This window comes from Oerskovia sp. Root918 (genome assembly GCF_001428945.1).
GTDB lineage: Bacteria > Actinomycetota > Actinomycetes > Actinomycetales > Cellulomonadaceae > Oerskovia > Oerskovia enterophila.
Map to the genome: position 1 here is coordinate 248287 of NZ_LMJG01000011.1, position 26420 is coordinate 274706.

Genomic DNA, 26420 nt, shown 5'->3' on the forward strand with positions numbered 1-26420 from the left:
CACCCTCCCGTTCCCGAGCACCGAGGACCCCTCCCGATGACGCACGACCCGAAGCCGGTGCGCGAGCGCCGACCCACCGCCCCCGACGGCCTCGTGATCGTCGACAAGCCCCAGGGGCTCACGAGCCACGACGTGGTGGCCCGCCTGCGCCGTCTCGCGGGGACCCGCAAGGTGGGGCACGCGGGCACGCTCGACCCCATGGCCACGGGGGTCCTGGTCCTGGGGATCGGGCGCGCGACCAAGCTGCTGACGTACGTCGTGGGCGCGGACAAGGAGTACACCGCGACCATCCGCCTGGGCGCGGCGACGACGACCGACGACGCCGAGGGCGAGGTCACCTCGCGCGCTGACGCCTCGGCCGTGACGCGCGAGGCGATCGACGCGGGAGTCGCGCTCCTGTCCGGTCCCATCGAGCAGGTGCCGAGCTCGGTGTCCGCGATCAAGGTCGACGGTCAGCGCGCGTACGCGCTCGTGCGCTCGGGCGAGCAGGTCGAGCTCACGGCGCGCCCCGTGACGATCTCGCGCTTCGACGTCCACGAGGTTCGGCCGGTCGCGGCCGCGGAGCCGGGCGACCTTCCCGCGCTCGACGTGGACGTCACGGTCGTGTGCTCGTCGGGAACGTACATCCGTGCCCTCGCCCGCGACCTGGGCGCGGACCTGGGCGTCGGGGGACACCTCACGGCCCTGCGCCGCACGCGCGTGGGCGGCTACGCGATCGACGGGGCCTCGACGCTCTCCGAGCTCGAGGCGCAGGTCGAGCGCGACGGCGTGCTCGTGACGCTCCCGCTCGCGGACGCCGCTCGTGCCACGTTCCCGGTGCGCGACCTGACGCCCGAGGAGCGCGACGCGCTGTCCTACGGCAAGTGGGTCGACCCGTCGCCCCAGGACACCACGACGGCCGCGATCGGCGACGACGGGTCGCTCGTCGCGCTGCTCGAGAACGTGGTGCGCGAGGGCAAGCACAAGGCCAAGCCCGTGATCGTGTTCGCCCCGGCGTGAGCCCGGGCAGGTCCGAGGGGTGACCGTCCACCGTTTCGATGGGGAACACCCGGGCGAGACGTGGCAATCTTGACCAGGCGCGCCGTGGGTGCGCGCCGTCGTCGGGCCTCCTGAGCGAGCCCGCCTCACACACATCTCGAGGAGTACGCGTGCACCTGTGGACGGACCTGGACCAGGTTCCGCCGGGATTCGGACCGTCGGTCGTGACGATCGGCAACTTCGACGGCGTCCACCGCGGCCATGCCGAGGTGCTCGGCCGGATCGTGTCCCTCGCCCGGGAGTCGGGCTCCCAGGCCGTGGCCGTGACGTTCCACCCGCACCCCGCGACGGTCCACCGGCCCGAGCAGGCGCCCGAGCTCCTGACCGGGATCGCCGACCGCATGGAGCTCCTCGAGGCCACGGGCCTCGACGCCGTGCTGCTCGTCGAGTACACGCTCGACTTCGCGCGCCAGAGCCCCGAGGAGTTCGTGCGGACCTACCTGGTCGACGGGCTGGGGGCGCGGACGGTCGTCGTGGGTCACGACGTGCGGTTCGGGCGCGACAACGCGGGGAACCTCGCGACCATGATCGAGCTCGGCCGGACGCACGGCTTCGAGGTCCGGGCGATCGACGACGTCGGGACCGTCGGGGGCGACGCGGGGCGCGCGAGCGCCTCCGACGACGCCGCCTCGACGGGCGGGGGCGCGGTGCCCAGCGGGCGCTGGTCCTCGACCGAGATCCGCGGCCTGCTCACGGACGGCAAGGTCCGCGAGGCCGCGGCGCTGCTCGGGCGTCACCACCGCCTGCGCGGCGTGGTGATCCACGGCGACGCGCGCGGGCGCGAGCTCGGGTTCCCCACGGCCAACCTCGGTGCGATCAGCGGCATGGTCCCGGCCGACGGCGTGTACGCGGGCTGGCTGCGTCGTCCCCAGCTCCTCGCGGCGGACCCGGGGAACGGCGACGGCGTGCTGCCCGCGGCCATCTCGATCGGCACCAACCCCACGTTCGACGGCGTCGAGCGCCGCGTCGAGGCCTACGTCCTGGACCGCACCGACCTCGACCTGTACGACGAGGAGGTCGTCCTGGAGTTCGTCGAGCACCTGCGCCCCACGCTGCGCTTCGACGGGATCGACGCGCTCGTGGAGACCATGCACGACGACGTCGCGCGAGCCCGCGTGATCCTCGCCTCGGGCGCGGGGACGCCTGCGGGTACGTCCGTTGGGCCCAGCAGGCCCGAAGCGTCCGCGACCGGGTCGGGGGAGTAGCCGTGTCGGTCAACAAGCAACCCGTGCTCGAGACCCGGGCCTTGCGCGTCGGTTACACCGAGGCGCCCGTGTGCGCGCCCGTCGACCTGGCCGTCCGGCCGGGCGAGCTGTGGGCGATCATCGGGCCCAACGGCAGCGGCAAGTCGACGCTCTTGCGTGCGCTCCTGGGGGTGCTCGCACCCCTGTCCGGCAAGGTGCTGGCGTTCGGGCGGGACGTCGACGAGCGCGAGCGCGACTTCCGCGCCAAGGTCGTCGGGATCCTCGACGACGACGCCTACTTCCCGGGGCTCACGGCGCGCGAGCACCTGGTGCTGACCGCGCGCGGTCACGGCGTGGCGGGTGCGGGGGAGGTCGTGGACCAGCTCCTCGACCGGTTCGGCCTCGCGGCGCAGTCCGGGGCCATGCCGACCGAGCTCTCCTCGGGTCAGCGGCGGCGCCTCCTGCTCGCGGCCGGGTTCGCCCGGCCCCGCGAGGTCCTCGTGCTCGACGAGCCCGAGCAGCGGCTCGACCCGGGCATGCGCGCCGACCTGGCCCGGATCCTGGTCGAGGAGGCCGGGCGCGGGGCCGCCGTCGTGTTCGCGACGCACGACCCCGAGCTGGTCGAACGGACCGGTGCGCGCGGACTCCTGGTCGGCGACGACGAGTGCCTGCGCCTGGGGCACCAGGCCGCGCTCGACGCGCTCGCCCGGGTCCGTTGAGGAGCGGGCGATGAACGCGGCCCAGGGCCGGGGCAAGAAGCGCCCGCACGGCCCGAGAAAGGGCTCCGATGATGCGGCGGCCGTGGCGGCCGCGGCCGCCGCTCCGGTTGGCCCAGCGGCGCCCGAGCCCGTGACGCCTGAACCTGAGGTCGAGCGCGCTCCGTTGCCGCTGCTCGTCGCGGACCCGGGCGAGGAGTTCTCGGGGCGGGAGATCCGGCGCCTGACCGCACGCGTCACGGCCTCGCGGGCCGACGCAGGTCCCGGTGAGCTGCTGGGGAACATCGCCTACGTCGTGGTGTCGATCGCCATCTCGATCGGCTTCGTGATCGGCGCGGCGAACGTGCTCCGCGAGACGATCTTCGTCGAGCCCGCGGGCGGCCGGGACGCGGTCCTGACGGCCGCCACGATCCAGGCTCTCGGCTCGGTCGCACTCCTGGCGCTCATGACGGGCATGGCCGTGCGGCTCGGGCCGCTGGGCACGGGCAGCGCAGGCGTGCGGTGGTGGGTGCCGATGCCCGTCGACCGGCGTGGCCTGCTCACCCCGTCGTACTGGCGCGGCGTCGCGGTGGCGCTCGTCGCGGGAGCTGGCGGGTTCGCGGTCGTGGCGCTGGCCTCGGGCGCGGACCCGGCCGTGGCAGGGCGCAGCGCGGCCCTGGGTGCAGCGGCGGGGCTGCTGCTCGTGGGGCTCGCGGGGCTGATCCAGCCCCGGACACCCGTCGCGGCGAGGGTCGCTCGCGTGAGCGACGTGGTGCTCGCGGCTGTCCCTGTCGCGGGCGTCGTGCTCGTCGCGGCCGGCTGGTCCGACCTGCGCGAGCTCACGATCCCCGCCTGGGTGATCGGTGCGCTCGGGCTGGGCGCGCTCGCCCTCGTGGTCGTGTGGTGGCGCCGGCTCGAGGTGCTCGGCGCCCAGGTGCTGCGTGCGCAGAGCGCGGTGGCCGACCAGGCGGGCGGCGCGATCCTCTCGCTCGACACCCGCGAGCTGGGGCGCGCCCTGAGCCGGGCCGGGTCGACGCGCGGCGGCAGGGTCCGCAGGCCCTCGCGCTTCGCGCTCGTCAGGGGGCCGGTCTCGGCGCTCGTCGCGGCCGACCTCACGCTCCTGCGCCGCAGCCCGTCGGCCCTCGCTCAGCTCGTCGGCCTCACGGCCCTGGTGATCGTCGCCCAGCAGGTGCCCGCGTTCACGGGCGGGTTCGGGCTGTTCGTGCTGCTGGTCGTCGCGGGCTTCCGCGCCGCGCAGCTCGGCGCGGAGGGCGCGCGCACCGCGGAGATGGTGCCCGTGCTCGACGCGATGATCCCGTTGTCCGCGCGCGACGCCCGGCTGGCACGGACCGTCGCGCCCTCCCTCACGGCGCTCGTGGCCCTCGTGGTCGGGACCGTACCGCTCGTGCTGACCACGCGTGAACCGCTCTGGTTCGCGCTCGTGGCCGTGGTCGCGGTCGGCATGGGCGCAGCCGCGATCCGCAGCGCCTACCGCAAGCCGCCCAACTGGTCCGGCCCGCTCATGGCGACCCCTGCCGGAGCGCTCCCGACGGGGGCGGCCTCGATGTTCGCCCAAGGACCCGACGCGGCCGTCCTCGGCGCGATCCCGCTCGGCATCTGCCTCCTCGTGGGCGCGCCCACGCCGGCGCTCATCGTGTTCCAGGGGATCACGGTCTGGATCGCGCTCGCCGTGGCATCGCACGTGCGGGCCACGGGGGCCAAGCCGCTGCTCGGCTGACCGCGTCGGACCGGGTCCAAGGACTCCCGCCGTCCGGACCAAAGGTCCTGGCGGCGGTGGTGCTCCGCAGGCAGCCTGGAACTGACGACAGGAGTCGGAGCCATGGAAGCAGTCGTGATCTACGAGTCGATGTTCGGGAACACCGCCGAGATCGCGCGGGCGGTGGCCGAGGGGCTGTCCGAGCAGGTGGACGTGCGGACGGTCGAGATCTCGACGGCGGCGCCGGGAGACGACGTCCTCGGGGCCGACCTGATCGTCATCGGTGGCCCCACGCACGCGTTCGGCATGTCTCGCCCGGGCTCCCGCGAGGAGGCTGCCGGGCGACGGCCGGGCAGCCCGGTCGTCGAACGAGGCATCCGCGAGTGGCTCGACGCGCTCGCCGACGGCGCCTCGGGGCGGTTCGGGGCGACGTTCGACACCCGGGTGAAGACCGTCAAGCACCTCCCGGGCAGCGCCGCGCGGGCGGCCGACCGGGTGGTCCGCCGCAGCGGGCTCTCGCCCGCCGGCTCGCCGCACTCCTTCTACGTCGAGGGCATGGAGGGGCCGCTGTGCCCGGGCGAGGTCGAGCGGGCGCGCGAGTGGGGGCGTGAGCTCGGCCGGACGGCGCTGGGGACGCGGTAGACGCGCGTCCGGTGCTTCAGACGACGCTCCGAGTCGGGCGTGTCGGGCGATAGAGTCGCTCCGACCACAGCATGAGGCACCCCCGTGGAGAAGCTCTTCGACTCGCCGGGGCGAGGGGGCCTGCCGATTCGGGGGATGCGTCGCAGAGGTTTGAGCAGGATCCGTCGTGGGATGGACGGTCGGGCGGGGACGAGATCTTCAGCGTCAGTTGCGCGCACACCTTCGGTCTCGGCGTCCTGATCGTCACGCATGGCACCTACGCTCATGTAAACCCCCACCGCGTCACGGAAGGCCGAAATGCTGCCCCCGACGCTGCGCGGCTCATTGGAGAGATGCGGGCAGGTTGATTCTCCGAGAAGGGGTGGCATGGCAGCTTGATCGGAGGATGATGAGTGAGCAGTTGAGTGCGGATGAGCAGCGACTGATCGGCTCGCTGATGGAAGGGGAGGTCATTGCGGTGTTCCGTTGGGGGATCATCCTGAACCTCGGACTTTCGCGCGTTGGACTCACCGACGCCCTATATATTGATGACGGAGATCACTATCAGGTGGGTGATCGTGTCCGCGGTTACCTGGACTGTTTCGACGAGCAGAAGAACAAATTCATCTTCAGGCCCCCTCATCAAGTCTCAGTCACGGAGCGTCTCGAGCGATCTCGGCGCCTGAGGGACGGCAGTTAGCGGTCACGTGTCACACTATCTAGTGGCACGTGCGTGATGTTCGTTCTTGACGGGGCGGCGATGGTGGTTCTCGGTGCCAACCTTCTCCAAGGAACCCCCGGCCGGATTGGTGAGCGCGGGGAGACGAGTTCAGTGCTCGCAGAGAAACAGTTGTGCCTCGTTCCGTGGGACAGGCTCCGCGCTGGCGGGGGAAACGCCAGCGGTGCGGGGGAAGATCTTCGTATGCTCCTGTTTGCCGAGGGAGATGCGGACGACGGTGCCTACGAACGGTTGGACAACGAGGTCGAGTCGCAGGGTGACCTGTTTCAGTGTGCCCCGGCGGTCGTCTCGGTGATCGTTGCGGCTGTCGCTGAGGGGTCGATTCCGGCGGCGAACCTGGCGTCCGTGTTGGACGTCCTCGGTCGGGTCGTCGCTGGCTACCCTGATCGGGACGAGGTCGCGGCGGGCAACGGTGATCTTCGTGAGCAGTGCCACGCCGAGGCCATGAAGGGCTACTGGTCCCTGCTGCGGGTGGCGGTCGAGCGGGATTCCTTCAATGCCTGGCGAGTGGCGCGCGACGTGGTGTCTGCGCTGGACGAGGAGCACTCGCGGCGGATCCTGAAGTAGGAGGGCTCATCTGGGACGAGGGTCCTGTGGCCGTGTGGTCGTAGGGCCCTCGTCCTCGGGTCAGGCGCCCAACGAGGCGACCTCGCCCGCCCCCACGAGCCGCCCGTCCGCCAGGTGCACCCGTGCGTCGACCGTGTCGAGCGTCGCCTCGTCGTGGGTCACGACGATGGTCGCGGCGCCGGTCTCGCGGGTCAGCCGGGTGACGAGCTCGATGATCTGGACGCCGCGCGCGTGGTCGAGCGCCGACGTGGGCTCGTCGACCAGCAGGACCTCGGGGTGGTTCATGAGGGCGCGGGCGATCGCGACGCGCTGACGCTGACCACCCGAGAGCTGGCCGGGCCGCTTGGCGGCCACGTCGCGGAGCCCGACGGCGTCGAGCAGCTCGAGCGCCCGGTCGCGGTGCGTCGAGGGCCGCTCGCCGCGCAGGTGGCTCATGAGCTCGAGGTTCTCGAGCGCCGTGAGCGAGGCGATGAGCTGCGGCTGCTGGAACACGATCCCGATCCGGTCGCGCCGCAGCCGCGCCGCGTCCGAGGACACGGCCGAACCGGCCGCGGCCCCGCCGGCAGGAGCGTTGACGACGTCGTCGCCGATGCGCACCTGGCCCGCGGTCGGGGTCGTGAGCGTCGCGGCCACGGCGAGCAGGCTCGACTTGCCCGAGCCCGACGGGCCGAGCACCGCGGTCGTGGTCCCGGCGTGGACGGTCAGGGAGACATCGTCGACTGCGGTGACGGTCGACTCGCCGTCGGGGTAGACGAGCGTGACGTGGTCGAGGGTGAGGTCCATGGTGTGCCTTTCAGGAGCGAGCTTTCAGGAACGAGACGCGGGGGAGCCGTCGCGAGCGCCGCAGGAGCGGCCGGCGGGCAGGCGCCTCAGCGGGCCGCGAGAGCCGCGTGCGGGTCGATGCGCGTGATCCGGATGATCGCCGCGACGGCACCGACCGTCCCGAGGACCACGAGGATGAGCGCGGGCAGGAGCGTCGTGGCAGGGGAGACGACGACGGGCATGACCTGGGCGGCGAGCGCCCCGGCCCCGGCCGCGAGCGCGGTCCCGACGCCGACGCCGAGCACGAGCAGGACGAGCGCCTGGCCGATCGCGTCGCGCAGCAGGTAGGAGGTCGAGGCTCCGAGCGCCTTGAGCACCGCGACGTCGCCGGCCCGGTTGATGGTCCAGACCGTGAAGAACGCGCCCACGACGAGGGCCGAGATCGCGAGCAGGAAGCCCTGCATCATGGTGAGCGACATGTTCTCGGCCGAGAACGAGCTGACCGCGGCGCGTGCGCCCATGGGCGTGAGGGCCGCGGTGCCGGTCTCGGTCTCTGCCGCGGCGAGCGCGGAGCCGCTCGGGTCCCCGGTGATCGCGACGACCGTCGCGACCTCGTCACCGGACGCTCCGCCGCCGCGCGCGCCGACGGTCTGCCAGTCGGTCAGGTCCATCCAGACGACGGGAGTGTGCGAGAAGTCGGCCTGGGTGTCGAGCACGCCCGCGACGGTCAGGGTCAGCGACCCGAGGGCGAGCTGGTCGCCCTCCTGGGCCCCCAGGTCATCGGCTGCGCCGCTCGACAGCAGCACGGTGCCGGGGGCGGCCTCGACGCCGTCGGGCACGAGGCCCGAGCCCGAGCGCGAGCCGAACGCGGTGACGGCCGCGGTGGTGCCGGTCTCGCCGTCCGCGCCCGCGGTGACCGACGCGCGCGTCGTGGCGATGCCCAGGGGCTCGGCCGAGTCGACGCCGTCGACCGCGGCCCAGGCGTCCCACTGCGTGGCGTCGACCTGGGACTCGGTGAAGCTGGGGTCAGCACCGTCGGTCACGGTGAACGCGAGCTGGTCGACCGGGAGGTCGGTGATGCCCGACGTGCTCGCGCGGGCCAGGCCCGCGGTCAGCGAGGCCAGGAAGCCCACGAGGAACGTGATGAGGACGATGACGGTGGACATGAGGACGAAGCGTCCCCGGGCGAAGCGCAGGTCGCGCAGCGCGACGAACATCAAGAGCCTCCGGTGGTCGGCGTGGATTCGATCTGCGTCCAGCCTCCCGCCGTCGGGCCCCGCGCGGATCGGGCCCGTGGAGGGTCTCCGGTGGCCGCAGGGTGGGTCCGAGGATCAACCTTTCGATGGATCGCCCGCGGCACGTCGCACCCGCCACGTCGCTAGGGTGGCGATGTGAAGCCTCGCGCCGTGATCTCCGCAGCCCTCGGGCTCCAGATCGCGCTCGACGTGCTCCTCGTGGCCCTCGTGGGGCTCGCGGTCGGGTCCCGCTGGGCCGAGGCCCTGAGCACCGGGGGACTGGACGCCGGGGCGTGGTGCGCGCTCGCGTGCGGCCTGGCGCTCCTGGCTGTGTACGGCGTCGGGCGCTCGCGGATCAACGTGCGCGACACCGCGGTCGACGCACCGCGCGGCGCCTGGTGGCCGACGGGAGCGTGGGTCGCGGCCCTGATCGTGGGGTGGGCCCTCCTGCTGCTCCTGACCCCGGTCGCGCTGTGGATCGCGTTCCCCCTCATGTTCCTCGAGATGCACGTGCTCGGTCCGCGTCGCGGGATCGTGGCCGTGGCCGCGACGACGGCGTGCGCGATCGGCGGCGCGATCCTGGGCGGGCAGCAGCTCGTGGGCTCGATCCTGGGCCCGACGTTCGGCGGGCTCGTCGCGATCGCCGTCGTGCTCGGCTTCGAGACGATCGTGCGCGAGTCGCAGGGACGCCAGGAGCTCATCGACGACCTGGTCCGCACGCGCGCGGACCTCGCGGCGTCCGAGCGCGAGGCCGCGGTCGCGACCGAGCGCGAACGCCTCGCGCGCGAGATCCACGACACGCTCGCGCAGGGCTTCTCGTCGATCGAGCTGCTGCTGCGCGCCGCGGACGCCTCGCTCGAGGAGGTCGTGGCGCCGGGGGCGTTCGCCCCAGGAGCCCCCGGCCCGACGGCGGCCCGCGCCGCGCGCGGCTACGTCACCCAGTCCCGGCTCGCCGCGCAGCAGAACCTGGCCGAGGCGAGACGCTTCGTGCGTGACCTGGCGCCCGCCGACCTCGAGTCCGCGACGCTCGTGGGTGCGCTCGAACGGGTTGCCGACCGCACGGCGCTCGCAGCCGGGGGAGGGCTGACCGTCACGGTCGAGGCCTCGGGGCAGGCCCGCCCGCTGCCCGTGCCGGTCGAGACCGCGCTGCTGCGCATCGCGCAGTCCGCGCTCGCGAACGTCGTCCAGCACGCGGGGGCCTCGCGAGCCGCGGTCACGCTGAGCTTCCTCGGCGACGCAGTGGCGCTCGACGTGGTCGACGACGGTCACGGGTTCGACCCGCGCCGGGTCGCGGCCGCCCGACGGGCCGCCGCCGTGCCGGACCCGACCCGGGACGCGCGTTCCGCCGTCGGGCAGGGGGACGGCGAGCCCGGTGCGGGCGCCGGTGATAGCCGCGCGCCCCGCTCGGGCTTCGGCCTGACGGCGATGCGTTCGCGCGTCGCCGAGCTCGGCGGGACCTTCTCGCTCGAGACCGCCCCCGGCGAGGGGACCGCGCTCGCGGTCCACCTCCCGCTCGACCCCTAGGAGCCTCGGTGACGACCGGACCAGAAGGATCGGCGACCATCCGCGTCGTGCTGACCGACGACCACCCCGTGGTCCGGGCGGGCCTGCGGGCCGTCGTCGACGCCGAGGGCGACATGGAGGTCGTCGACGAGCTGGCCACGGCCGAGGAGCTCGTGCGCCGCGTGGGGGCGGGGCTCGAGGCCGACGTCGTGCTGCTCGACCTGCGGTTCGGCGACGGGCGCATGGGCGGCGCGCAGGCCGCGCGCGAGGTCGTCCGCCTGGGCGGTCCGCCCGTGCTGATCCTCACGACCTACGACTCCGACCAGGAGATCCTCGCCGCGATCGAGGCCGGCGCCACGGGCTACCTGCTCAAGGACGCCCCGACCGACGAGCTGACCGCCGCGATCCGCGCGGCCGCGGCCGGGCAGGTCGCGCTCGGGCCCAGCGTGCAGCGGCGCCTGCTCGGGCGCATGCGCGCTCCCGGCGTCTCGCTCTCGCTGCGCGAGCTCGAGGTGCTCGGGCTCGTGTCCCAGGGCCTGTCCAACGACGAGGTGGCGCGTGAGCTGTTCCTGTCGAGGGCGACCGTCAAGTCGCACCTGGTGCACGTGTACGAGAAGCTGGGCGTCGACTCGCGCACGGCTGCCGTGGCCGAGGCGCGGCGGCAAGGGCTGCTGCGCGACTGAGGCCGGGACCGTCCCCGAGCCAACCCTGCTAGACTATGGGCGCCGTCAGAACGGCCGCGGAGGCTGGTCAGCCTGCCGAAGAGCCCAGGGATCTAGCCCTGAGGCGCCGCGCAACGAACACTACAAGGAGAGCCGTGCCCCTCGACACTGCCACCAAGCAGCGCATCATGACCGAGTTCGCCACGAGCGAGGGCGACACCGGTTCGCCCGAGGTCCAGGTCGCGATGCTGACGCAGCGCATCAAGGACCTCACCGAGCACCTCAAGGAGCACAAGCACGACCACCACAGCCGTCGTGGCCTGCTTCTCCTCGTCGGCCAGCGTCGCCGTCTCCTCGGCTACCTGCAGAAGGTCGACATCAACCGCTACCGCAGCCTCATCGAGCGCCTCGGTCTGCGTCGCTGACACTCCCTGACGCAGCCCGGTCCCACCAGGGACCGGGCTGGTCCGGTGTGATGTACCCGTAAGAAACCCACGCCGCCAGCCTTTCGTTCGGTCCTCGGTAGTGGCCCCCGGAACCCGCCTCGAGCGGGAAGACCGTGAGCCTCGATCGAAGACCGCCGAGCGTCGAGTGGATGCACCCTCGACAGGCACCGAAGGCGGCACTTCGAGAGTGAGGAGGGCACCCGTGGAGGGTCCCGAGATCGAATTCACCGAAGCAACGATCGACAACGGTCGCTTCGGAACCCGTACCGTCCGGTTCGAGACCGGACGCCTCGCGCGTCAGGCCGGTGGCTCCGCAGCCGCCTACCTGGACGGCGAGACCATGCTGCTGTCGACCACGACGGCCGGCAAGCACCCCAAGGAACAGTTCGACTTCTTCCCCCTGACGGTGGACGTCGAGGAGCGGCAGTACGCCGCCGGCAAGATCCCCGGTTCGTTCTTCCGTCGTGAGGGTCGCCCCTCGACCGAGGCGATCCTGGCCTGCCGCCTGATCGACCGCCCGCTGCGCCCCCTGTTCGTCAAGGGCCTGCGCAACGAGGTCCAGGTCGTCATCACCGTGCTCGCGATCCACCCGGACGACGCGTACGACACCCTGGCCATCAACGCCGCGTCGATCTCGACGCAGCTGTCCGGCCTGCCGTTCTCCGGCCCCATCGGCGCCGTCCGCGTCGCCCTGATCGACGGCCAGTGGGTCGCGTTCCCCAAGTACTCCGACAAGGAGCGCGCCGTCTTCGACATGGTCGTCGCCGGCCGTGTCGTGGGTGACGACGTCGCGATCACCATGGTCGAGGCCGAGGCCACCGAGGGTTCCTGGAACCTCATCAAGAACGAGGGCGTCGGCGCCCCGACCGAAGAGGTCGTCTCCGAGGGCCTCGAGGCCGCCAAGCCCTTCATCCGCGTTCTCGTCGAGGCGCAGCAGGAGCTCGCGGCCAAGGCCGCCAAGCCCGTGCAGGACTTCCCGACGTTCCCGGACTACCAGGACGACACCTACGCCGCGGTCGAGGCTGCCGCGTCGGCCCGCCTGGGCGAGGCCCTGAGCATCGCCGACAAGCAGGACCGCGAGAACCGTCTCGACGAGATCAAGGCCGAGGTCCAGGCCGAGCTCGCCGGTGACTTCGCGGGCCGCGAGAAGGAGATCTCCGCCGCGTACCGCTCGGTGCAGAAGAAGCTCATCCGCGCGCGCATCCTCACGGACGGCTTCCGCATCGACGGTCGTGGGCTCGCGGACATCCGCACCCTGTCCGCCGAGGTCGAGGTCCTGCCCCGCGTCCACGGCTCGGCGATCTTCGAGCGCGGCGAGACCCAGATCCTGGGTGTCACCACGCTGAACATGCTCCGCATGGAGCAGCAGCTCGACACGCTCTCCCCGGAGACGCGCAAGCGCTACATGCACAACTACAACTTCCCGCCCTACTCGACCGGCGAGACCGGCCGCGTGGGCAGCCCGAAGCGTCGCGAGATCGGGCACGGCGCACTCGCCGAGCGCGCGATCGTCCCGGTGCTCCCGAGCCGCGAGGAGTTCCCCTACGCGATCCGTCAGGTCTCCGAGGCCCTCGGGTCCAACGGCTCGACCTCGATGGGCTCCGTGTGCGCCTCGACCCTCTCGCTCCTCAACGCCGGTGTGCCGCTGCGCGCAGCGGTCGCGGGCATCGCGATGGGCCTCGTCTCCGACACCGTCGACGGTGAGACCCGCTACGCGGCGCTCACCGACATCCTCGGCGCCGAGGACGCGTTCGGCGACATGGACTTCAAGGTCGCCGGTACGCGTGAGTTCATCACGGCCATCCAGCTCGACACCAAGCTCGACGGCATCCCCGCCTCGGTCCTGGCCGGCGCGCTGACCCAGGCCCGCGACGCGCGCCTGACCATCCTCGAGGTCCTCAACGAGGCCATCGACGTGCCCGACGAGATGAGCCCCAACGCTCCTCGCGTCATCGCGGTCAAGGTCCCCGTGGACAAGATCGGCGAGGTCATCGGCCCCAAGGGCAAGATGATCAACCAGATCCAGGAGGAGACGGGCGCGGACATCTCCATCGAGGACGACGGCACCGTGTACATCGGTGCCACCGACGGCCCCTCTGCAGAGGCCGCCCGCGCGGCGATCAACGCGATCGCCAACCCGCACGTCCCCGAGATCGGCGAGCGCTTCGTCGGCACGGTCGTCAAGACCACGTCGTTCGGCGCCTTCATCTCGCTGTCCCCGGGCAAGGACGGTCTGCTGCACATCAGCCAGATCCGCAAGCTCGTCGGTGGCAAGCGCGTGGAGAACGTCGAGGACGTGCTGTCCATCGGCCAGAAGGTCCAGGTCGAGATCGGCGAGATCGACCCGCGCGGCAAGCTGTCGCTGCACGCGGTCGTCGAGGAGACCGACGCGCCCGCCGACGCCGAGGCACCTGCCGGGGACGACGCCTGACGTGCCCTGGAACCTTCCGCTCGTCCCCTCGGGCTCGCCCGAGGGTGAGCTGACCGCCGGGCAGGACGGGGCGACCATCCGTCGCTCCGTCCTGCCCGGCGGGGTTCGGGTCCTCACCGAGTCGATGCCGGGCCTGCGCTCGGCGACCGTCGGAGCATGGGTCGGCGTCGGCTCGCGCGACGAGACCGACGGTCACTTCGGCTCCACGCACTTCCTCGAGCACCTGCTCTTCAAGGGAACTGCACGCCGGTCCGCGATGGACATCGCCGAGGCGTTCGACGCCGTCGGCGGTGAGGCCAACGCCGCGACGGGCAAGGAGCACACCTGCTACTACGCTCGCGTGCTCGACTCCGACCTGCCGATGGCCGTGGACGTCATCACCGACATGGTGACCTCCGCACGCCTCGACGAGGACGAGCTCGAGACCGAGCGAGGCGTGATCCTCGAAGAGCTCGCGATGAACGACGACGACCCCTCGGACGTCGTGCACGAGGAGTTCGCGCAGGCCGTCCTGGCCGGGCACCCCCTGGGGCGCCCGATCGGCGGCACGCCGGACACCATCAACGCCGTGCCGCGCAGCGCCGTCTGGGAGCACTACCAGTGGCACTACCGCCCGGAGACGCTCGTCGTCGCCGCGGCCGGTGGCGTCGACCACGACACGCTGTGCGAGCAGGTCGCGACCGCGCTCACGACCGGTGGCTGGGACCTCGACCCTGCCGGCACCCCGCGTGCGCGCCGCGACAACGCGGACGTGCAGGGCGTGGGGACGGAGGCCGTCGAGCTCACGATCCGCCGGACCGTCGAGCAGGCCAACGTCATCATCGGTGGCACGGGCCTGTCCGCGACCGACGACCGCCGCTTCACGCTCTCGGTGCTCAGCGCCGTGCTCGGTGGCGGCATGAGCTCGCGGCTCTTCCAGGAGATCCGCGAGAAGCGTGGGCTCGCGTACTCGACGTACTCGTTCGCGTCGGGTCACGGCGGGATCGGGACGTTCGGCCTGTACGCAGGCTGCGCGCCCTCCAAGGTCGACCAGGTCACCGAGCTCATGACGAGCGAGCTCGAGAAGCTCGCCGAGTCGGGCATCACGGCGGCCGAGCTCGACCGGAGCATCGGTCAGCTCTCGGGCGGACTGGTGCTGGGGCTCGAGGACTCGGGCTCGCGCATGAGCCGCCTGGGCAAGTCGGAGCTCGTGTTCGGCGAGCTGCTGAGCGTGGCCGAGTCGCTCGAACGGATCCGTTCCGTGACGTCCGACGACGTGCGCAAGCTCGCGGAGGAGCTCGCCTCCCGCCCGCGCTCGACCGTGCGCGTGGGTCCCTTCGGAGACTGAGTCTCGACAGGTGACGTCAGGAGGGCCGGTGTGCATCATGCGCACCGGCCCTCCTCGCGTTGCGGCTAGGGTTGTCGGGTGACTTCGAACGACGTGACCCCAGGCCAGAGCGCTCCCCAGTCCACCCCGCAGCCCGCAGGCTCGACGCCCCTCAAGGTCGCCGTCCTGGGCGCGGCCGGGCGTATGGGGGCCACGGTGTGCGCGGCGGTCGAGGCTGCACCGGACATGGAGCTGGTCGCGCGCATCGACGCCGGGGACGACCTGGCGCAGGTCGCGGCGGCCGGGGCCCAGGTCGCGGTCGACTTCACGGTCCCCTCGGTCACCGAGGACAACGTGCACGCGCTGATCGACCTCGGGGTCCACGCGGTCGTGGGCACCACGGGCTGGACCGACGAGAGCCGGGGTCGGCTCATCGCGCACCTGGGACGCCGGGCCGCCGAGGGCACGAGCGTGGGCGTGCTCATCGCCCCGAACTTCGGCCTGTCCGCGGTCCTGGCCATGACGTTCGCGGCCAAGGCCGCGCGCTACTTCGAGTCGGCCGAGGTCATCGAGCTGCACCACCCGAACAAGGTCGACGCGCCCAGCGGCACTGCCACGCACACGGCCCACGCGATCGCCCGCTCGCGCGCGGCGGCGGGCCTGGGGGCGAGCCCCGACGCGACCGAGTCGGGCTGGGAGGCGCGCGGCGCCGACGTCGACGGGGTCCGGGTCCACGCGGTGCGCCTGCGTGGGCTGGTCGCGCACGAGGAGATCCTCTTCGGCAACGAGGGCGAGCAGCTGATCATCCGCCAGGACTCGTTCGACCGGGTGTCGTTCATGCCGGGCGTCCTGCTTGGCATCCGCGAGGTCGTCTCGCGCCCGGGCCTGACCGTCGGGCTCGAGAACGTCATGGACCTCTCGTGAGGAACCGCAAGGGCCTGATCGGGGCCGTGGTCGTCACGGCCCTGCTCGCGATCTACGTGTGGGCGATCCTGGGCCGTGCCCGTGGGCTCGTGAGCACGGGCGAGCCGGTGGGGATCGCGATCGGGATCGGCGTCCTGCTCATCCCGCTGCTCGTGATCGGCCTCATCGCGTGGGAGTTCTGGCTCGCCGTCACGGTCCAGAAGATGGCCGACGAGCTGGCGGCCGCGGACGAGCTGCCCGTCGACGACCTGCCGCGTTCGCCGGGCGGCCGCATCGACCGTGCCGCGGCGGACGCCGCGTTCGAGGAGCACCGCGCCCGCGCCGAGGAGCACCCCGACGACTGGCGCTCCTGGTACCACGTGGCCTTCGCGTACGACGCGTCGGGGGACCGCAAGCGGGCCCGCGCCATGCTGCGCAAGGCCGCGGGTATGTACCGCGCCGAGCGCAAGGCGTCTCGCTAGCGCGTGTCTCCCAAGTGGCGAGCGCCCAGCAGAGGCGCTGGGAGTCTGCCCCACCCTGGACACGTGGGTAGCGATTCAGCCAAGGGGCCGTGGGTTGCGGCGCTCCCGAAAGGCGAACCCAGCAAGGTCTCCTTGGGTCGCCTGGTCCAAGCGGACGGCGGGCGCGACGACGCAGAGAACGAGTACTACGAGCGGGCGGCAGATCCGTCGGCAGACCGCATCGAAACCGCTCAACTGCGATTCAGAGCGCAGTTCCGGCGCCGTCAACGCCACCGAGAGGCACGAGCGCGGAGAGACGAGATCCAGAGCTACGTCTAGGCGTTTCTCTAGCCGCTGAGCCGCTGAGCGATCATGCGGTCGGCGCCACGATCCGGGGCAGGTGCTGCTCGATGATGCTGGCTGCATCGTCCACGGCGAGCTCGACCAGTCTGGGCAGTTCGAGCACCGCTGCTGCGTCAGGTGTCAACTCGAGCGCGAGGACGTCGCCCTGCATGGTGAACCGAACGAGGCCGCCATAGTGCACGGCGGCGCCACCACGCACGATGGCGTAGGTGTCCTGGCCGAGGGCCACGTCCTGCGGGTTGTGGGCCAACGAGCGTTGAAACTCGATCGTGTCTCCCGACTCGACGTCCAGCAGCACGATCGCCTCGTAGTTGTCCTCGATGCTGCGCGTAGAGCTCACCGTGATCACAGCCGAGAGTCTGCCCCACCGAGAGACCATGGATGCGCGGTCACCTGACCTGAGAGGCACGCCCTAGCACGAGGCGCTCCTCAGATCGAGGCGCTCCACCGGTGCTCGACGACGTCGCGCAGGCCCGTGGCCAGCGTGCGGGTGCGGTGGTCGGGTCCCAGGCCCGCTCCTCCGAGGAACTGCTCGCGCGCGGAGTCGCCGTCGAGGATCCACGCCACGACCTCTTCCGAACCGTCCTGACGCAACCGGTCGACGGCTGCGGACAGGAGCCGCGACCCGTGCCCGGACCGCTGGTGGGACGGCTGTACCTCGAGCGCGACGAGCTGGCCGGGGGAGACGGCCGCGAAGCCGACGATCCGGTCCGCGGCGAGGGCGACGAGCACCGCGAAGCCCGGACCGGGCGGGGACGAGACCGCCCCTGCCCACTGCTCCTGCATCCGGGGGACGTCGAGCGCGTCGATCACCGCCGCGCCCAGCACGTCACCGTGCGCGGACCGCCAGGACTCGATCTGGATCGCGGTGACCGCGACCTCGTCACCGGGGACCGCCGGACGGACCGAGACGTCTGCCGCCTCGCTGAAGAGAGCCATTCGCCAGACCCTACCGGAGCGGGGCGCCCGGCCGTGGCGAGCGGCCCGGCGGGCTCGTCGACGCGCCTCGCCGTCAGGGGAACCCGAGCGCCCGCAGCCCAGCGGCGGTCGCGGCCGCGAGCACCACGACGAGCAGGAACGGGGCCCGCAGGGCGAGCGCGACGGCCGCGACGCCGAGCGCCGGCAGCCGGGCGTCGATCGCGATGCCCTGCCCGTCCCCGACGGTCTGGACCGCGACGAGCGCCGCGAGCAGGGACGCCGTGACCAGGGCCGCGGTGCGAGAGACGCGGTCTGACGCGAGCCAGTGCTCGGGGATGAGGTGCCCGGCGAGTTTGAGGCCCAGGCACACGAGGGACGCAGCGACCACGGTGGCCCACAGGGCGGCGTCGGACATCAGGGCTCCTCGGGACGGTCGGTCGCTGCGGGCAGGTCACCTGGGCCGCCCGGCTCATCCGGATCACCGGGGTCGGACGAGCCGGGCGTCGCCTCGCCGACGCCGTCCAGCGGGGCGTTCGCTGCGCCGTCGGGCACGTACTCCTTGACGGTGACGGGCTGGCGGGGCTGGCGCGCGACCTGGCCGATCACGATCGCCACGGCCCCCGCGGCCAGGACGGGGATGCCCGGCGGGACGAACGGGAGCAACGCGACCGCGACGACCACGGCCAGTGCCGCGGTGAGCTGCATGACGCGGCTCGCGAGGCGGGGCCACAGGAGCGCGAGGAAGGCCGCCCCGGCCGCGGCGTCGAGCCCCCAGGCCTTGGGGTCGCCCATGGCGTCGCCCGCGAGTGCCCCGATCAGCGTGAGCAGGTTCCAGACGACGAAGATGCCGATCCCGGTCCACCAGAACCCCGCGCGCAACGCGGCGCGGCTCTTCTGGGCCGTGGCCACCGCGGTCGACTCGTCGATCGTGAGATGGGCCGCGAGCACCCGTCGCCAGCCGTGCAGCGCGAGCAGCGGCGAGAGCTGGGCGCCGTAGAGGGTGTTGCGCAGGCCGAGCAGCCCGGCCGTCGTGATCGCCGCTGCGGACGTGCCGCCCGAGGCGACGACGCCGATGAGCGCGAACTGCGAGCCGCCCGAGAACAGGAGCAGGCTGAGCACCATGGTCTGCGCGAGGTTCAGCCCCGCGACGACCGCGAGCGCCCCGAACGAGACGCCGTAGAGCCCGGTGGCGATCGAGACGGACACGGCCTGCCGGACGGCGGCGCGAACTTCGAGGCGGTCCTCAGGGGTCACAGCGCGACGTACACGGTCTCGAGGTACTCCTCGAGGCCCGCCTCGCCGCCCTCGCGGCCCAGACCGGACTGCTTCATGCCGCCGAACGGCGCGCTCGCGTCGGACACGAGCCCCCTGTTGATCCCGATCATCCCGGCCTCGACCTCCTCGCCGACCCGCATCGCGCGCGCCAGGTCGCGGGTGTAGGCGTAGGCCGCGAGGCCGTACTCGGTGTCGTTGGCCAGCGCGATGCCCTCGTCGTCGTCGGCGAACGCGACGATCGGGGCGACCGGACCGAAGATCTCCTCGGTGACCACGCGCGAGCCCGCGTCGACCCCGGTGAGGACCGTGGGGGAGTAGAAGTGGCCGGGCGAGCGGGGCCGGTCCCCGCCCGTGAGCACCTGGGCGCCCTCGTCGGACGCGACCGCCACCAACTCGTCCACGTGCTCGACGGCCTTCTCCTCGATGAGCGGCCCGACCTGGACGCCCTCCGCGCTGCCCGGTCCGACGCGCAGCTCGCCGAAGGCCCGGGCGAGGCGCTGGCCGAAGTCGCGCGCGACGGCGTCGTGCACGAGGAAGCGGTTGGCCGCCACGCAGCTCTGGCCCGTGTTGCGGAGCTTGGCGACCAGGGCGCCCTCGACCGCGGCGTCGAGGTCCGCGTCCGCGAAGACGAGGAACGGCGCGTTGCCGCCGAGCTCCATCGAGGTCCGCAGGACCTGGTCGGCGGCGCCCTTCAGGAGGGTGCGGCCGACGCCCGTGGACCCCGTGAAGGAGAGCTTGCGCAGGCGGGGGTCCGCGAGCAGGGGGGTGGTCACCTCGGCGGCTGACGACGTCGGCACGACGTTGACCACGCCCGTCGGCAGGCCGCGGTCCTCGAGGTGCCCGCGGATGATCTCGGCGACCAGCGAGGTCGTGAGCGGGGTCAGGTGCGCGGGCTTGATCACGACCGTGCAGCCCGCGGCGAGCGCCGGGCCGATCTTGCGCGTGGCCATGGCGATGGGGAAGTTCCACGGCGTGATGAGCAGCGCGGGGCCCACCGGGCGCCGCGAGACGAGCTGCCGGTTGGCCCCGCTCGGGGCCGTGCGGACCAGGCCGTCGGTGCGCACGGCCTGCTCGGCGTACCACCGCAGGAACTCGGCCCCGTACACGACCTCGGCGCGGGCCTCGGCGAGCGGCTTGCCGCACTCGGCCGTGATGAGCGCCGCGATGTCGTCGGCGCGAGCCGTGAGCGTCGCGAAGACGGCCCGGAGCAGCTCGGAGCGCTCGCGCGGCGCCACGGCGCGCCAGGCGGGGGCTGCGGCGTGCGCGGCCTCCAGTGCGCGCAGGCCGTCGGCGGGGCTCGCGTCCGAGACGTCGAACAGGACCTCCTCGGTCGCCGGGTCCGCGACCTCGAACGTCCGTCCGGCCTCGGCCGGCCCCCACTGGCCACCGATCAGCAGCCCGGTCGGCAGGTGCGAGACCAGGGCGGGGGACAGGGCGTTCGTGGCGGGCGACATGCTTCGAGTATCACGCGACCGGCGCGGGTTCGCATCGACTCCTCACGACCGCGCGGTCGGGCACCCCCGCTCGGTCGGTCGGCCGGGCCGTGCAACGTCGAGGCGACCGACGCTCGGCGACGCGGCGCACCGAGTCCGCACGCGTGGACCGACACGCCGTTTCGGCCTCGCGCGCGGTAGTTTGTGCACATGGCACTTCCCCCCACGCAGGCGCGACCGTTCGGCTCCGTCCTGACCGCGATGGTCACCCCGATGACCCTCGCCGGAGAGATCGACCTCGACGCAGCGGTCAAGGTCGCCAAGCACCTCGTGGACAACGGGAACGACGGTCTGGTCCTGAGCGGGACCACGGGGGAGTCTCCCACGACGCACGCACCGGAGAAGGCCGAGCTCATCCGCGCGGTCGTCGACGCGGTCGGGGACCGCGCGCACGTCGTGGCCGGGGCCGGCTCGAACGACACCCAGCACGCCGTCCGCATGGCCGAGCAGGCCGCGGAGGCCGGTGCGCACGGGCTCCTCGTCGTGAGCCCCTACTACTCCCGCCCCTCCCAGGAAGGGCTGTACCGCCACATCACGGCCGTCGCCGACGCGACGCCGCTGCCCGTCATGGTCTACGACGTCCCGGGTCGCTCGGGCGTCCGCATCGCCCCGGCCACGATCGAGCGCCTCGCGGCGCACGAGCGCATCGTCGCGAACAAGGACGCGACGGGCGACGTCTACACCGCGGCCAAGCTCATCGAGTCGACCGGCCTCGCCTGGTACTGCGGGGACGACGCCATGCTGCTGCCGTTCCTCGCGCACGGCGCGTCCGGCATCGTCTCCGTGGCGGCGCACGTGGTCGGCTCGCGCTTCGCCCAGGTCGTCGCGGCGTTCGACGCCGGTGACAACGCGGCGGCCCTCGCGGCCTTCCGTTCCGTCACCCCCACGATCGACGCCATCAACGGAGCGGGCTTCCAGGCCGTCATGGCCAAGGCTGCGCTCCAGCTCCTCGGAGTCACCGAGAACCGATACCTCAGGCTGCCGTACGTCGCAGCCACGGACGACGAGGTCGCCGTCGTCCGCGCCGGTCTGGAGGCCTCCGGCCTGCTGGACCCGGTGACCCCGCGGCCACGCTGAACAAGCTGAACAACAAGCCAGGAGGCCCCGTGAGCCACCCTCACCCCGAACTGTCCCTACCCCCCGCTCTGCAGACCGGCGCTCTGCGCATCGTCGCCCTCGGCGGACTGGGCGAGATCGGGCGCAACATGGCCGTCCTCGAGTACGACGGACGTCTGCTCGTCATCGACTGCGGCGTCCTCTTCCCTGAGGACAACCAGCCCGGCGTGGACCTCATCCTGCCGGACTTCGACTACATCAAGGACCGCCTCGACGACATCGAGGCGATCATCCTGACCCATGGGCACGAGGACCACATCGGTGCCGTGCCCTACCTGCTGCGCCTGCGCCGCGACATCCCCCTGGTGGGTTCGCAGCTCACGCTCGCGTTCATCTCGGCCAAGCTCAAGGAGCACCGCATCGCCCCCGTGACCCGCGTGGTCAAGGAGGACGAGACGGTCGCGTTCGGTCCGTTCAGCTGCGAGTTCGTCGCGGTCAACCACTCGATCCCGGACGCGCTCGCGGTCGCGGTCACCACGGGCGCGGGCACGGTCCTGCACACGGGTGACTTCAAGATGGACCAGCTCCCGCTCGACGGCCGCGTCACGGACCTGCGCGCGTTCGCGCGCCTGGGCGAGAAGGGAGTCGACCTGTTCATGGTCGACTCGACCAACGCCGAGGTCCCGGGCTTCGTGACCCCCGAGGTCGAGATCGGCCCCGTCCTGGACGGTGTGTTCGGTGCGTCCGACAAGCGGATCATCGTCGCGTCGTTCTCCTCGCACGTGCACCGCGTCCAGCAGGTCCTCAACGCCGCGCACAACCACGGTCGCCGCGTCGCGCTCGTCGGACGCTCGATGGTCCGCAACATGGGCATCGCGGCCGAGCTCGGCTACCTCAAGGTGCCGGACGGCGTCCTGATCGACCTCAAGAAGGTCGACTCGCTGCGGGACGACGAGGTCGTGCTCATGTGCACCGGCTCGCAGGGCGAGCCCATGGCCGCGCTGTCGCGCATGGCGAACGGCGACCACAAGGTCTCGGTCGGCCACGGCGACACCGTGATCCTCGCCTCGTCACTCATCCCGGGCAATGAGAACGCTGTCTTCCGCATCATCAACGGCCTGACGCGCCTCGGCGCGCGCGTCGTGCACGGCGGCAACGCCAAGGTGCACGTCTCGGGCCACGCGAGCGCGGGCGAGCTCATCTACTGCTACAACATCCTGCGGCCCAAGAACGTCATGCCGGTGCACGGCGAGGTCCGTCACCTCGTGGCCAACGGTGCGCTTGCGGTCAAGACGGGCGTGCCCGCCGACCGCGTGATCCTCGCGGAGGACGGCGTGGTCGTCGACCTCGTCGACGGCAAGGCCTCGGTCGTGGGCGCCGTCCCGTGCGGCTACGTGTACGTCGACGGGTCGAGCGTCGGGGAGCTCACGGACGCCGAGCTCAAGGACCGTCAGATCCTCGGCGAGGAGGGCTTCATCTCCTTGTTCGCCGTGGTCGACTCCGCGACGGGCAAGGTCATCGCGGGCCCGCACATCCTGGCGCGCGGCTTCGCCGAGGACGACGCGGTGTTCGAGGACGTCCGTCCCCAGGTCGTGCAGGCCCTCGAGGACTCGATCGCGGGAGGTGCCACGGACGTGCACCAGCTCCAGCAGGTCATGCGCCGTGTGGTCGGGCGCTGGGTCTCCAACCGCCTGCGTCGCCGTCCGATGATCGTCCCGGTCGTCGTCGAGGCGTAGTCGCCTGATCGTCCGAGGGGCCCGTCCTCCCGCTCTGCGGGAGGGCGGGCCCCTCGTCGTCAGGGGGCAGAGAGGGAGGGAGCGGCCCGCAGCAGCGGTGGCCCGACGGCGAGGATCGCCTGCTCGTAGCGCCTCGCCGACGTCTCGGGACCCCCGGGCAGCAGACCACCGAGCTCGAGGCTCACGAGTCCGTGGACGAGGCCCCACAGGACCAACGAGGCCTCCTCGACGGCAGCCTGCAGGGCCTGCCGGGGTGGTGGGGTACTGCTGCCCTCTCGTGAGGCGGCCTCGAGCACCCGCGCCACCGCCTGCCGCAGGACGTCGAACGTCGGCTCGGCGACGGCCGGGATCGCGCCTCCGGCGGTTGCGGGGCCCTCGAACATCACGCGGTAGAAGTGGGGGTCGGCCAGTGCGCTGGTCCGGTAGGCGAGGCCCAGGGTCAGGAGGTCGTCGGTCGGCGAGCCGGTCGTCGGTGCGGAACCCAGGTGCACCGCGAAGCGCCGGAAGCCCTCGACGCTCACCGCGGCGACCAGCTCCTCGCGGCTGCCGAAGAGGGCGTAGACCGCGGACGCGCTGGTCCCCGCGGCCTGTGCGACCCCACGGACCGTGACCGCCGACTCGCCGTGCTCGGAGATCTGCTGCGAGGCGACGTCGAGCAGGGACGCGCGCAGGGAGTCGTCGTGAAGTCGGGGTCTGGCCACGGACAGGAGTCTAGATCTCTTGACGTGGGTTTGCGAACGGTGTTCTATAACAGTGTTCGTAAATTCCGCCGAGCCCGCTCGGCCGACCAGGGGAGGCCCTCGTGCTCGAGCTCACCGACGCCGTCCGTATCACTGCCGGGATCGTGCTCCTGACGATCGTCGGGATCGAGTCCGGCGGGTACTTCCTCGTCAAGGTCGTCACGGGCAAGGTTCCGGCCACGCCCTTCCAGACCTCGTTCTTCCGGGCGGGGCACGCGCACGCGGGGGTGCTCGTGATCCTGGGCCTGCTGTGCCTCGTGCTGAGCCAGGCGACCGCGCTCACTGGTTTCTGGAACTGGGTCGCGGGGGTGGGCGTCCTCGTCGGGGCGATCCTCCTGCCCGGCGGGTTCTTCCTGTCCGCGACCGGTGCGGGGCGTGGGGCGCCCAACCGGTGGGTCGTGCTGCTGCCTGCCGGGGCGATCGCCGTTGCCGCAGGGGTCGTGACGCTCGGGGTGGGCCTGCTGGTCGCGTAGGTCCTCGGGTCCGTGCTCGTGTGGGTGCGGGTCGCTAGCATCGCGGCCATGGCAACCTCAGCAGACTTCTCCGGCCTCGCTCCCGTCCTCCTGGTGACCCACGACTCGAGCTCGAGCATCATCTACTCGCCCGGCGGTCCCGAGTACCTCCAGCACAAGGAGGCACTCGAGCGGCACGGCGTCGAGGGGTCGGGGTACGACTTCTCGGGGGCGCTCCAGGCCGTGCTCACGGACGAGTCGCCCGAGACCCTCGAGGCGGTCGGGTTCGACCCGGAGGGCGGCATGGTGAGCGTCTACGGCACCGACCTGGACGCGCTGCTGGTCGCGGCCCGGCACCTGTCGCGGATCGTCGCCGACGACGCGGCGCTGGATGCGGCCCTCACCCGGTCGGTCGAGCTCGGCCTCGACGACTGACGGGCCGTCGTCGTGGCCGACCAGCTCTCCCTGACCGGGGTGCCGGCCCTCGGCGCGGTGTCGGTCGACCTGCTCGACGCGCACCGCTTCGAGGACGGCGAGGGGTTCCCGCCCTCCTACCGTCGGCTCGTGAGCCGTGCCGGGTTCTGCCGCCTGTTCGGCCTCTGGCTCGTGTACCCGCCGGCGCGCGACGGGTACGCCGACGGGTGGCAGCACCGCGCCGCGCACCTCACCGACCGCTTCCGTGCGACCTACCAGGACGGTCAGGCCGAGGGGTTCGACTGGATGGTCGAGCCCGACGGGGACTGGCCGGTCGCCCGGCGGCTCGTCGTCTTCGCGTTCAGCGAGAACGGCGACGCGCTGCTCTGGGACCCGTCGACGCGGACGGACGGCGAGCTCGCGGTCTGGTGCAGCACTGGTCTCGACGCGCTCACCCTCCTGGGGCCCTCGCTGACCGACGCGCTGCCACGGGTGAGGGAGCTCAGCGGGCCGTTCGCCGAGCGGGCGCCGGCCGACCTCGAGTGCCTGACCCCCGCGCGGACGGACGGCTGACCGGGCGTCGCGGGAGTCGCACGCGTGGTGCCCGGCCGTGCTCGGGTGGGTCCTGGGTGCTCTACGCCGACCGCGCCCGGCGCAGGTGGGCGAGCTGCCTGCGGTGCTCGCCCACGACCCACTCGCCCGTGACGCGGGGGTCGCCGGTGACGCGGAGGTCGTCCGAGGCGCCGGTGTCGTCCGTGTGGTCGCCGGCGGCCACCTCCAGGTCGTCGAGGTAGGCCCGGTCCGCCCCGAACCGCTCCCAGATCGCGTCGCTGCCCGTGCACACGTGCCCGTGACCCGGGACGAGGGTGTGCACGCCGTGCTCGGAGATCGCGTGCTCGAGCGCATCGAGGCCCGCGCGGTAGTCGCCCACGGGGTCGGGCGACTCGAGGTCCAGGAGCGGGACCTCGAGGTCCGAGAGCATGTCACCCACGACGATCACGCCCGCTCCCGGCAGGACCAGGGCGCCGTGTCCGGGTGCGTGCGCCTGGTGCTCGACCACGAGCACGTCCGGCTCGCCCGCCCCCGGACCGCCGTGGGCAGTCGTCGTCGCGCCCGACGCCGTCACGCCCCGTGGCGCGGCGGGCCACGGCAGGCGGACCGTGCCGGACGAGGCGCCCACGGTCGAGGAGTCCGCTGCGGTCGAGGGGAGGGGCGTGAGCCGGCCGAACAGCGCGAGGTCGTGCCCGGGCGCATCCCGCTCGACCTTCGTCAGGTCCTCGGCGAGGCTGCGCTCCTGGGCGCGGACCGCCGTCGGGCAGGCCCACCGCGGGACGTCGCCCAGCGAGCGGGACCACAGCACGTGGTCCCAGTGCGGGTGCGTCGAGAAGCCTGCGGTGACCCGCCAGCCCCGGCGCGAGAGCGCGGTCGCGAGCGACTCGACCTCCTCGACCGTGATGCCCGGGTCCACGACGAGGGCGCGCCCGTCCTGGGACACGACGACCGTCGTGATGCTCGTCCAGATCTCGGCGGTCGCGACGTGGACGCCGTCGGCGATCTCGTGCAGCTCGCGGGGGGCCAGGGGAGTGGAGGTCATGCTCCGATCCTGCCCCCGGTGCGCGACGGACGGCGAGCGCGGGGCGGGTGAGCCTGCCAGGGAACGTGCACGTCACATGACACGCACGCCCCAGGTGCGCGCTCGAACA

The 26420-nt window shown here is 72.5% G+C and carries 28 protein-coding genes; 19 read left to right on the top strand and 9 right to left on the bottom strand.

Going from position 1 to position 26420, the window contains the following annotated elements; genetic code table 11:
- Positions 1-36 precede the first annotated feature (36 nt).
- From truB to ASE27_RS08765, 7 genes are all read left to right on the top strand, one after another.
- Positions 37-999, top strand: coding sequence for a tRNA pseudouridine(55) synthase TruB (gene truB, locus ASE27_RS08735; protein ID WP_056648717.1), 963 nt, complete (start codon positions 37-39; stop codon positions 997-999).
- Between the two features lie 149 nt (positions 1000-1148).
- The gene (locus ASE27_RS08740) at positions 1149-2243 is read left to right on the top strand and encodes a bifunctional riboflavin kinase/FAD synthetase (RefSeq protein ID WP_056648719.1); all 1095 of its coding nucleotides are present in this window, start codon (positions 1149-1151) and stop codon (positions 2241-2243) included.
- A 2-nt stretch (positions 2244-2245) separates the two neighbouring features.
- Complete coding sequence (locus ASE27_RS08745) at positions 2246-2941, top strand: ABC transporter ATP-binding protein (RefSeq protein WP_056648721.1); 696 nt, start codon at positions 2246-2248, stop codon at positions 2939-2941.
- A 10-nt stretch (positions 2942-2951) separates the two neighbouring features.
- The gene (locus ASE27_RS08750) at positions 2952-4655 is read left to right on the top strand and encodes a DUF6297 family protein (RefSeq protein ID WP_157257470.1); all 1704 of its coding nucleotides are present in this window, start codon (positions 2952-2954) and stop codon (positions 4653-4655) included.
- Between the two features lie 102 nt (positions 4656-4757).
- Positions 4758-5276, top strand: coding sequence for a flavodoxin domain-containing protein (locus ASE27_RS08755; RefSeq protein ID WP_056648725.1), 519 nt, complete (start codon positions 4758-4760; stop codon positions 5274-5276).
- A 361-nt stretch (positions 5277-5637) separates the two neighbouring features.
- Positions 5638-5955 carry a hypothetical protein gene (locus ASE27_RS08760; RefSeq protein WP_157257472.1) on the top strand — a complete coding sequence of 106 codons (318 nt, stop codon included), beginning with the start codon at positions 5638-5640 and terminating at the stop codon, positions 5953-5955.
- A gap of 33 nt (positions 5956-5988) precedes the next feature.
- On the top strand, positions 5989-6561 hold the full coding sequence (locus ASE27_RS08765) for a hypothetical protein (protein WP_157257474.1): 573 nt from the start codon (positions 5989-5991) through the stop codon (positions 6559-6561).
- Positions 6562-6621: 60 nt separating this feature from the next.
- Here the strand turns inward: ASE27_RS08765 and ASE27_RS08770 are convergent, their stop codons facing one another.
- Together ASE27_RS08770 and ASE27_RS08775 are read right to left on the bottom strand one after the other, a co-directional pair.
- A complete protein-coding gene (locus tag ASE27_RS08770; RefSeq protein WP_056648731.1) occupies positions 6622-7344 on the bottom strand; it encodes an ABC transporter ATP-binding protein in 723 nt (240 codons plus the stop codon).
- An 86-nt stretch (positions 7345-7430) separates the two neighbouring features.
- Positions 7431-8540 carry an ABC transporter permease gene (locus ASE27_RS08775; RefSeq protein ID WP_056648733.1) on the bottom strand — a complete coding sequence of 370 codons (1110 nt, stop codon included), beginning with the start codon at positions 8538-8540 and terminating at the stop codon, positions 7431-7433.
- Positions 8541-8729: 189 nt separating this feature from the next.
- Here ASE27_RS08775 and ASE27_RS08780 point away from each other — a divergent pair, with 189 nt between their 5' ends.
- The 7 genes from ASE27_RS08780 (at position 8730) to ASE27_RS08810 (ending at position 16291) form a co-directional block, all read left to right on the top strand.
- Complete coding sequence (locus tag ASE27_RS08780) at positions 8730-10082, top strand: sensor histidine kinase (protein WP_056649024.1); 1353 nt, start codon at positions 8730-8732, stop codon at positions 10080-10082.
- A gap of 8 nt (positions 10083-10090) precedes the next feature.
- Positions 10091-10744 carry a response regulator transcription factor gene (locus ASE27_RS08785; protein WP_056648734.1) on the top strand — a complete coding sequence of 218 codons (654 nt, stop codon included), beginning with the start codon at positions 10091-10093 and terminating at the stop codon, positions 10742-10744.
- 134 nt (positions 10745-10878) lie between these two features.
- A complete protein-coding gene (gene rpsO / locus ASE27_RS08790; protein WP_056648736.1) occupies positions 10879-11148 on the top strand; it encodes a 30S ribosomal protein S15 in 270 nt (89 codons plus the stop codon).
- A gap of 223 nt (positions 11149-11371) precedes the next feature.
- The gene (locus tag ASE27_RS08795; RefSeq protein WP_056648738.1) at positions 11372-13600 is read left to right on the top strand and encodes a polyribonucleotide nucleotidyltransferase; all 2229 of its coding nucleotides are present in this window, start codon (positions 11372-11374) and stop codon (positions 13598-13600) included.
- Position 13601: 1 nt separating this feature from the next.
- On the top strand, positions 13602-14927 hold the full coding sequence (locus ASE27_RS08800) for a pitrilysin family protein (RefSeq protein WP_056648740.1): 1326 nt from the start codon (positions 13602-13604) through the stop codon (positions 14925-14927).
- A 93-nt stretch (positions 14928-15020) separates the two neighbouring features.
- Positions 15021-15830 carry a 4-hydroxy-tetrahydrodipicolinate reductase gene (gene dapB / locus ASE27_RS08805; RefSeq protein ID WP_082608715.1) on the top strand — a complete coding sequence of 270 codons (810 nt, stop codon included), beginning with the start codon at positions 15021-15023 and terminating at the stop codon, positions 15828-15830.
- Entirely contained in the window at positions 15827-16291 is a 465-nt protein-coding gene (locus ASE27_RS08810; RefSeq protein ID WP_056648742.1) for a hypothetical protein, read from the top strand. Before dapB ends, ASE27_RS08810 begins: the two co-directional genes overlap by 4 nt.
- A gap of 349 nt (positions 16292-16640) precedes the next feature.
- Here ASE27_RS08810 and ASE27_RS08815 read toward each other — a convergent pair whose 3' ends face one another.
- The 5 genes from ASE27_RS08815 to ASE27_RS08835 all read right to left on the bottom strand — a co-directional run bounded on the left by ASE27_RS08815 (position 16641) and on the right by ASE27_RS08835 (position 20280).
- Positions 16641-16982: an Imm10 family immunity protein gene (locus ASE27_RS08815; RefSeq protein WP_056648744.1), complete on the bottom strand. Its 342-nt coding sequence runs from the start codon at positions 16980-16982 to the stop codon at positions 16641-16643.
- An 80-nt stretch (positions 16983-17062) separates the two neighbouring features.
- Positions 17063-17572, bottom strand: a complete 510-nt coding sequence (locus tag ASE27_RS08820; protein ID WP_056648746.1) for a GNAT family N-acetyltransferase — start codon at positions 17570-17572, stop codon at positions 17063-17065.
- A 73-nt stretch (positions 17573-17645) separates the two neighbouring features.
- The gene (locus ASE27_RS08825; protein WP_056648748.1) at positions 17646-17966 is read right to left on the bottom strand and encodes an AzlD domain-containing protein; all 321 of its coding nucleotides are present in this window, start codon (positions 17964-17966) and stop codon (positions 17646-17648) included.
- On the bottom strand, positions 17966-18805 hold the full coding sequence (locus tag ASE27_RS08830) for an AzlC family ABC transporter permease (RefSeq protein ID WP_082608717.1): 840 nt from the start codon (positions 18803-18805) through the stop codon (positions 17966-17968). Before ASE27_RS08830 ends, ASE27_RS08825 begins: the two co-directional genes overlap by 1 nt.
- Positions 18802-20280 (bottom strand): NAD-dependent succinate-semialdehyde dehydrogenase, encoded by a 1479-nt coding sequence (locus tag ASE27_RS08835; RefSeq protein ID WP_056648750.1) that lies wholly within the window; start codon positions 20278-20280, stop codon positions 18802-18804. Before ASE27_RS08835 ends, ASE27_RS08830 begins: the two co-directional genes overlap by 4 nt.
- A gap of 189 nt (positions 20281-20469) precedes the next feature.
- Between ASE27_RS08835 and dapA the strand changes: the two genes are divergently transcribed.
- Both dapA and ASE27_RS08845 read left to right on the top strand, forming a co-directional pair.
- On the top strand, positions 20470-21396 hold the full coding sequence (dapA, locus tag ASE27_RS08840; protein WP_056649028.1) for a 4-hydroxy-tetrahydrodipicolinate synthase: 927 nt from the start codon (positions 20470-20472) through the stop codon (positions 21394-21396).
- A gap of 29 nt (positions 21397-21425) precedes the next feature.
- On the top strand, positions 21426-23111 hold the full coding sequence (locus ASE27_RS08845; RefSeq protein ID WP_056648752.1) for a ribonuclease J: 1686 nt from the start codon (positions 21426-21428) through the stop codon (positions 23109-23111).
- 59 nt (positions 23112-23170) lie between these two features.
- On the opposite strand, the gene ASE27_RS08850 is transcribed toward ASE27_RS08845, so the two are convergent.
- Complete coding sequence (locus ASE27_RS08850; RefSeq protein WP_056648754.1) at positions 23171-23812, bottom strand: TetR/AcrR family transcriptional regulator; 642 nt, start codon at positions 23810-23812, stop codon at positions 23171-23173.
- Between the two features lie 101 nt (positions 23813-23913).
- On the opposite strand from ASE27_RS08850, the gene ASE27_RS08855 reads away from it, so the two are divergent.
- The 3 genes from ASE27_RS08855 to ASE27_RS08865 are packed head-to-tail and all read left to right on the top strand — an operon-like array spanning position 23914 to position 25290.
- Positions 23914-24324 carry a hypothetical protein gene (locus tag ASE27_RS08855; RefSeq protein WP_056648756.1) on the top strand — a complete coding sequence of 137 codons (411 nt, stop codon included), beginning with the start codon at positions 23914-23916 and terminating at the stop codon, positions 24322-24324.
- Positions 24325-24372: 48 nt separating this feature from the next.
- A complete protein-coding gene (locus ASE27_RS08860; protein ID WP_056648757.1) occupies positions 24373-24738 on the top strand; it encodes an Imm51 family immunity protein in 366 nt (121 codons plus the stop codon).
- Positions 24739-24750: 12 nt separating this feature from the next.
- Positions 24751-25290 carry a hypothetical protein gene (locus tag ASE27_RS08865; RefSeq protein WP_157257476.1) on the top strand — a complete coding sequence of 180 codons (540 nt, stop codon included), beginning with the start codon at positions 24751-24753 and terminating at the stop codon, positions 25288-25290.
- Positions 25291-25351: 61 nt separating this feature from the next.
- Here ASE27_RS08865 and ASE27_RS08870 read toward each other — a convergent pair whose 3' ends face one another.
- Complete coding sequence (locus ASE27_RS08870) at positions 25352-26311, bottom strand: MBL fold metallo-hydrolase (RefSeq protein WP_056648760.1); 960 nt, start codon at positions 26309-26311, stop codon at positions 25352-25354.
- Between the last annotated feature and the right edge of the window lie 109 nt (positions 26312-26420).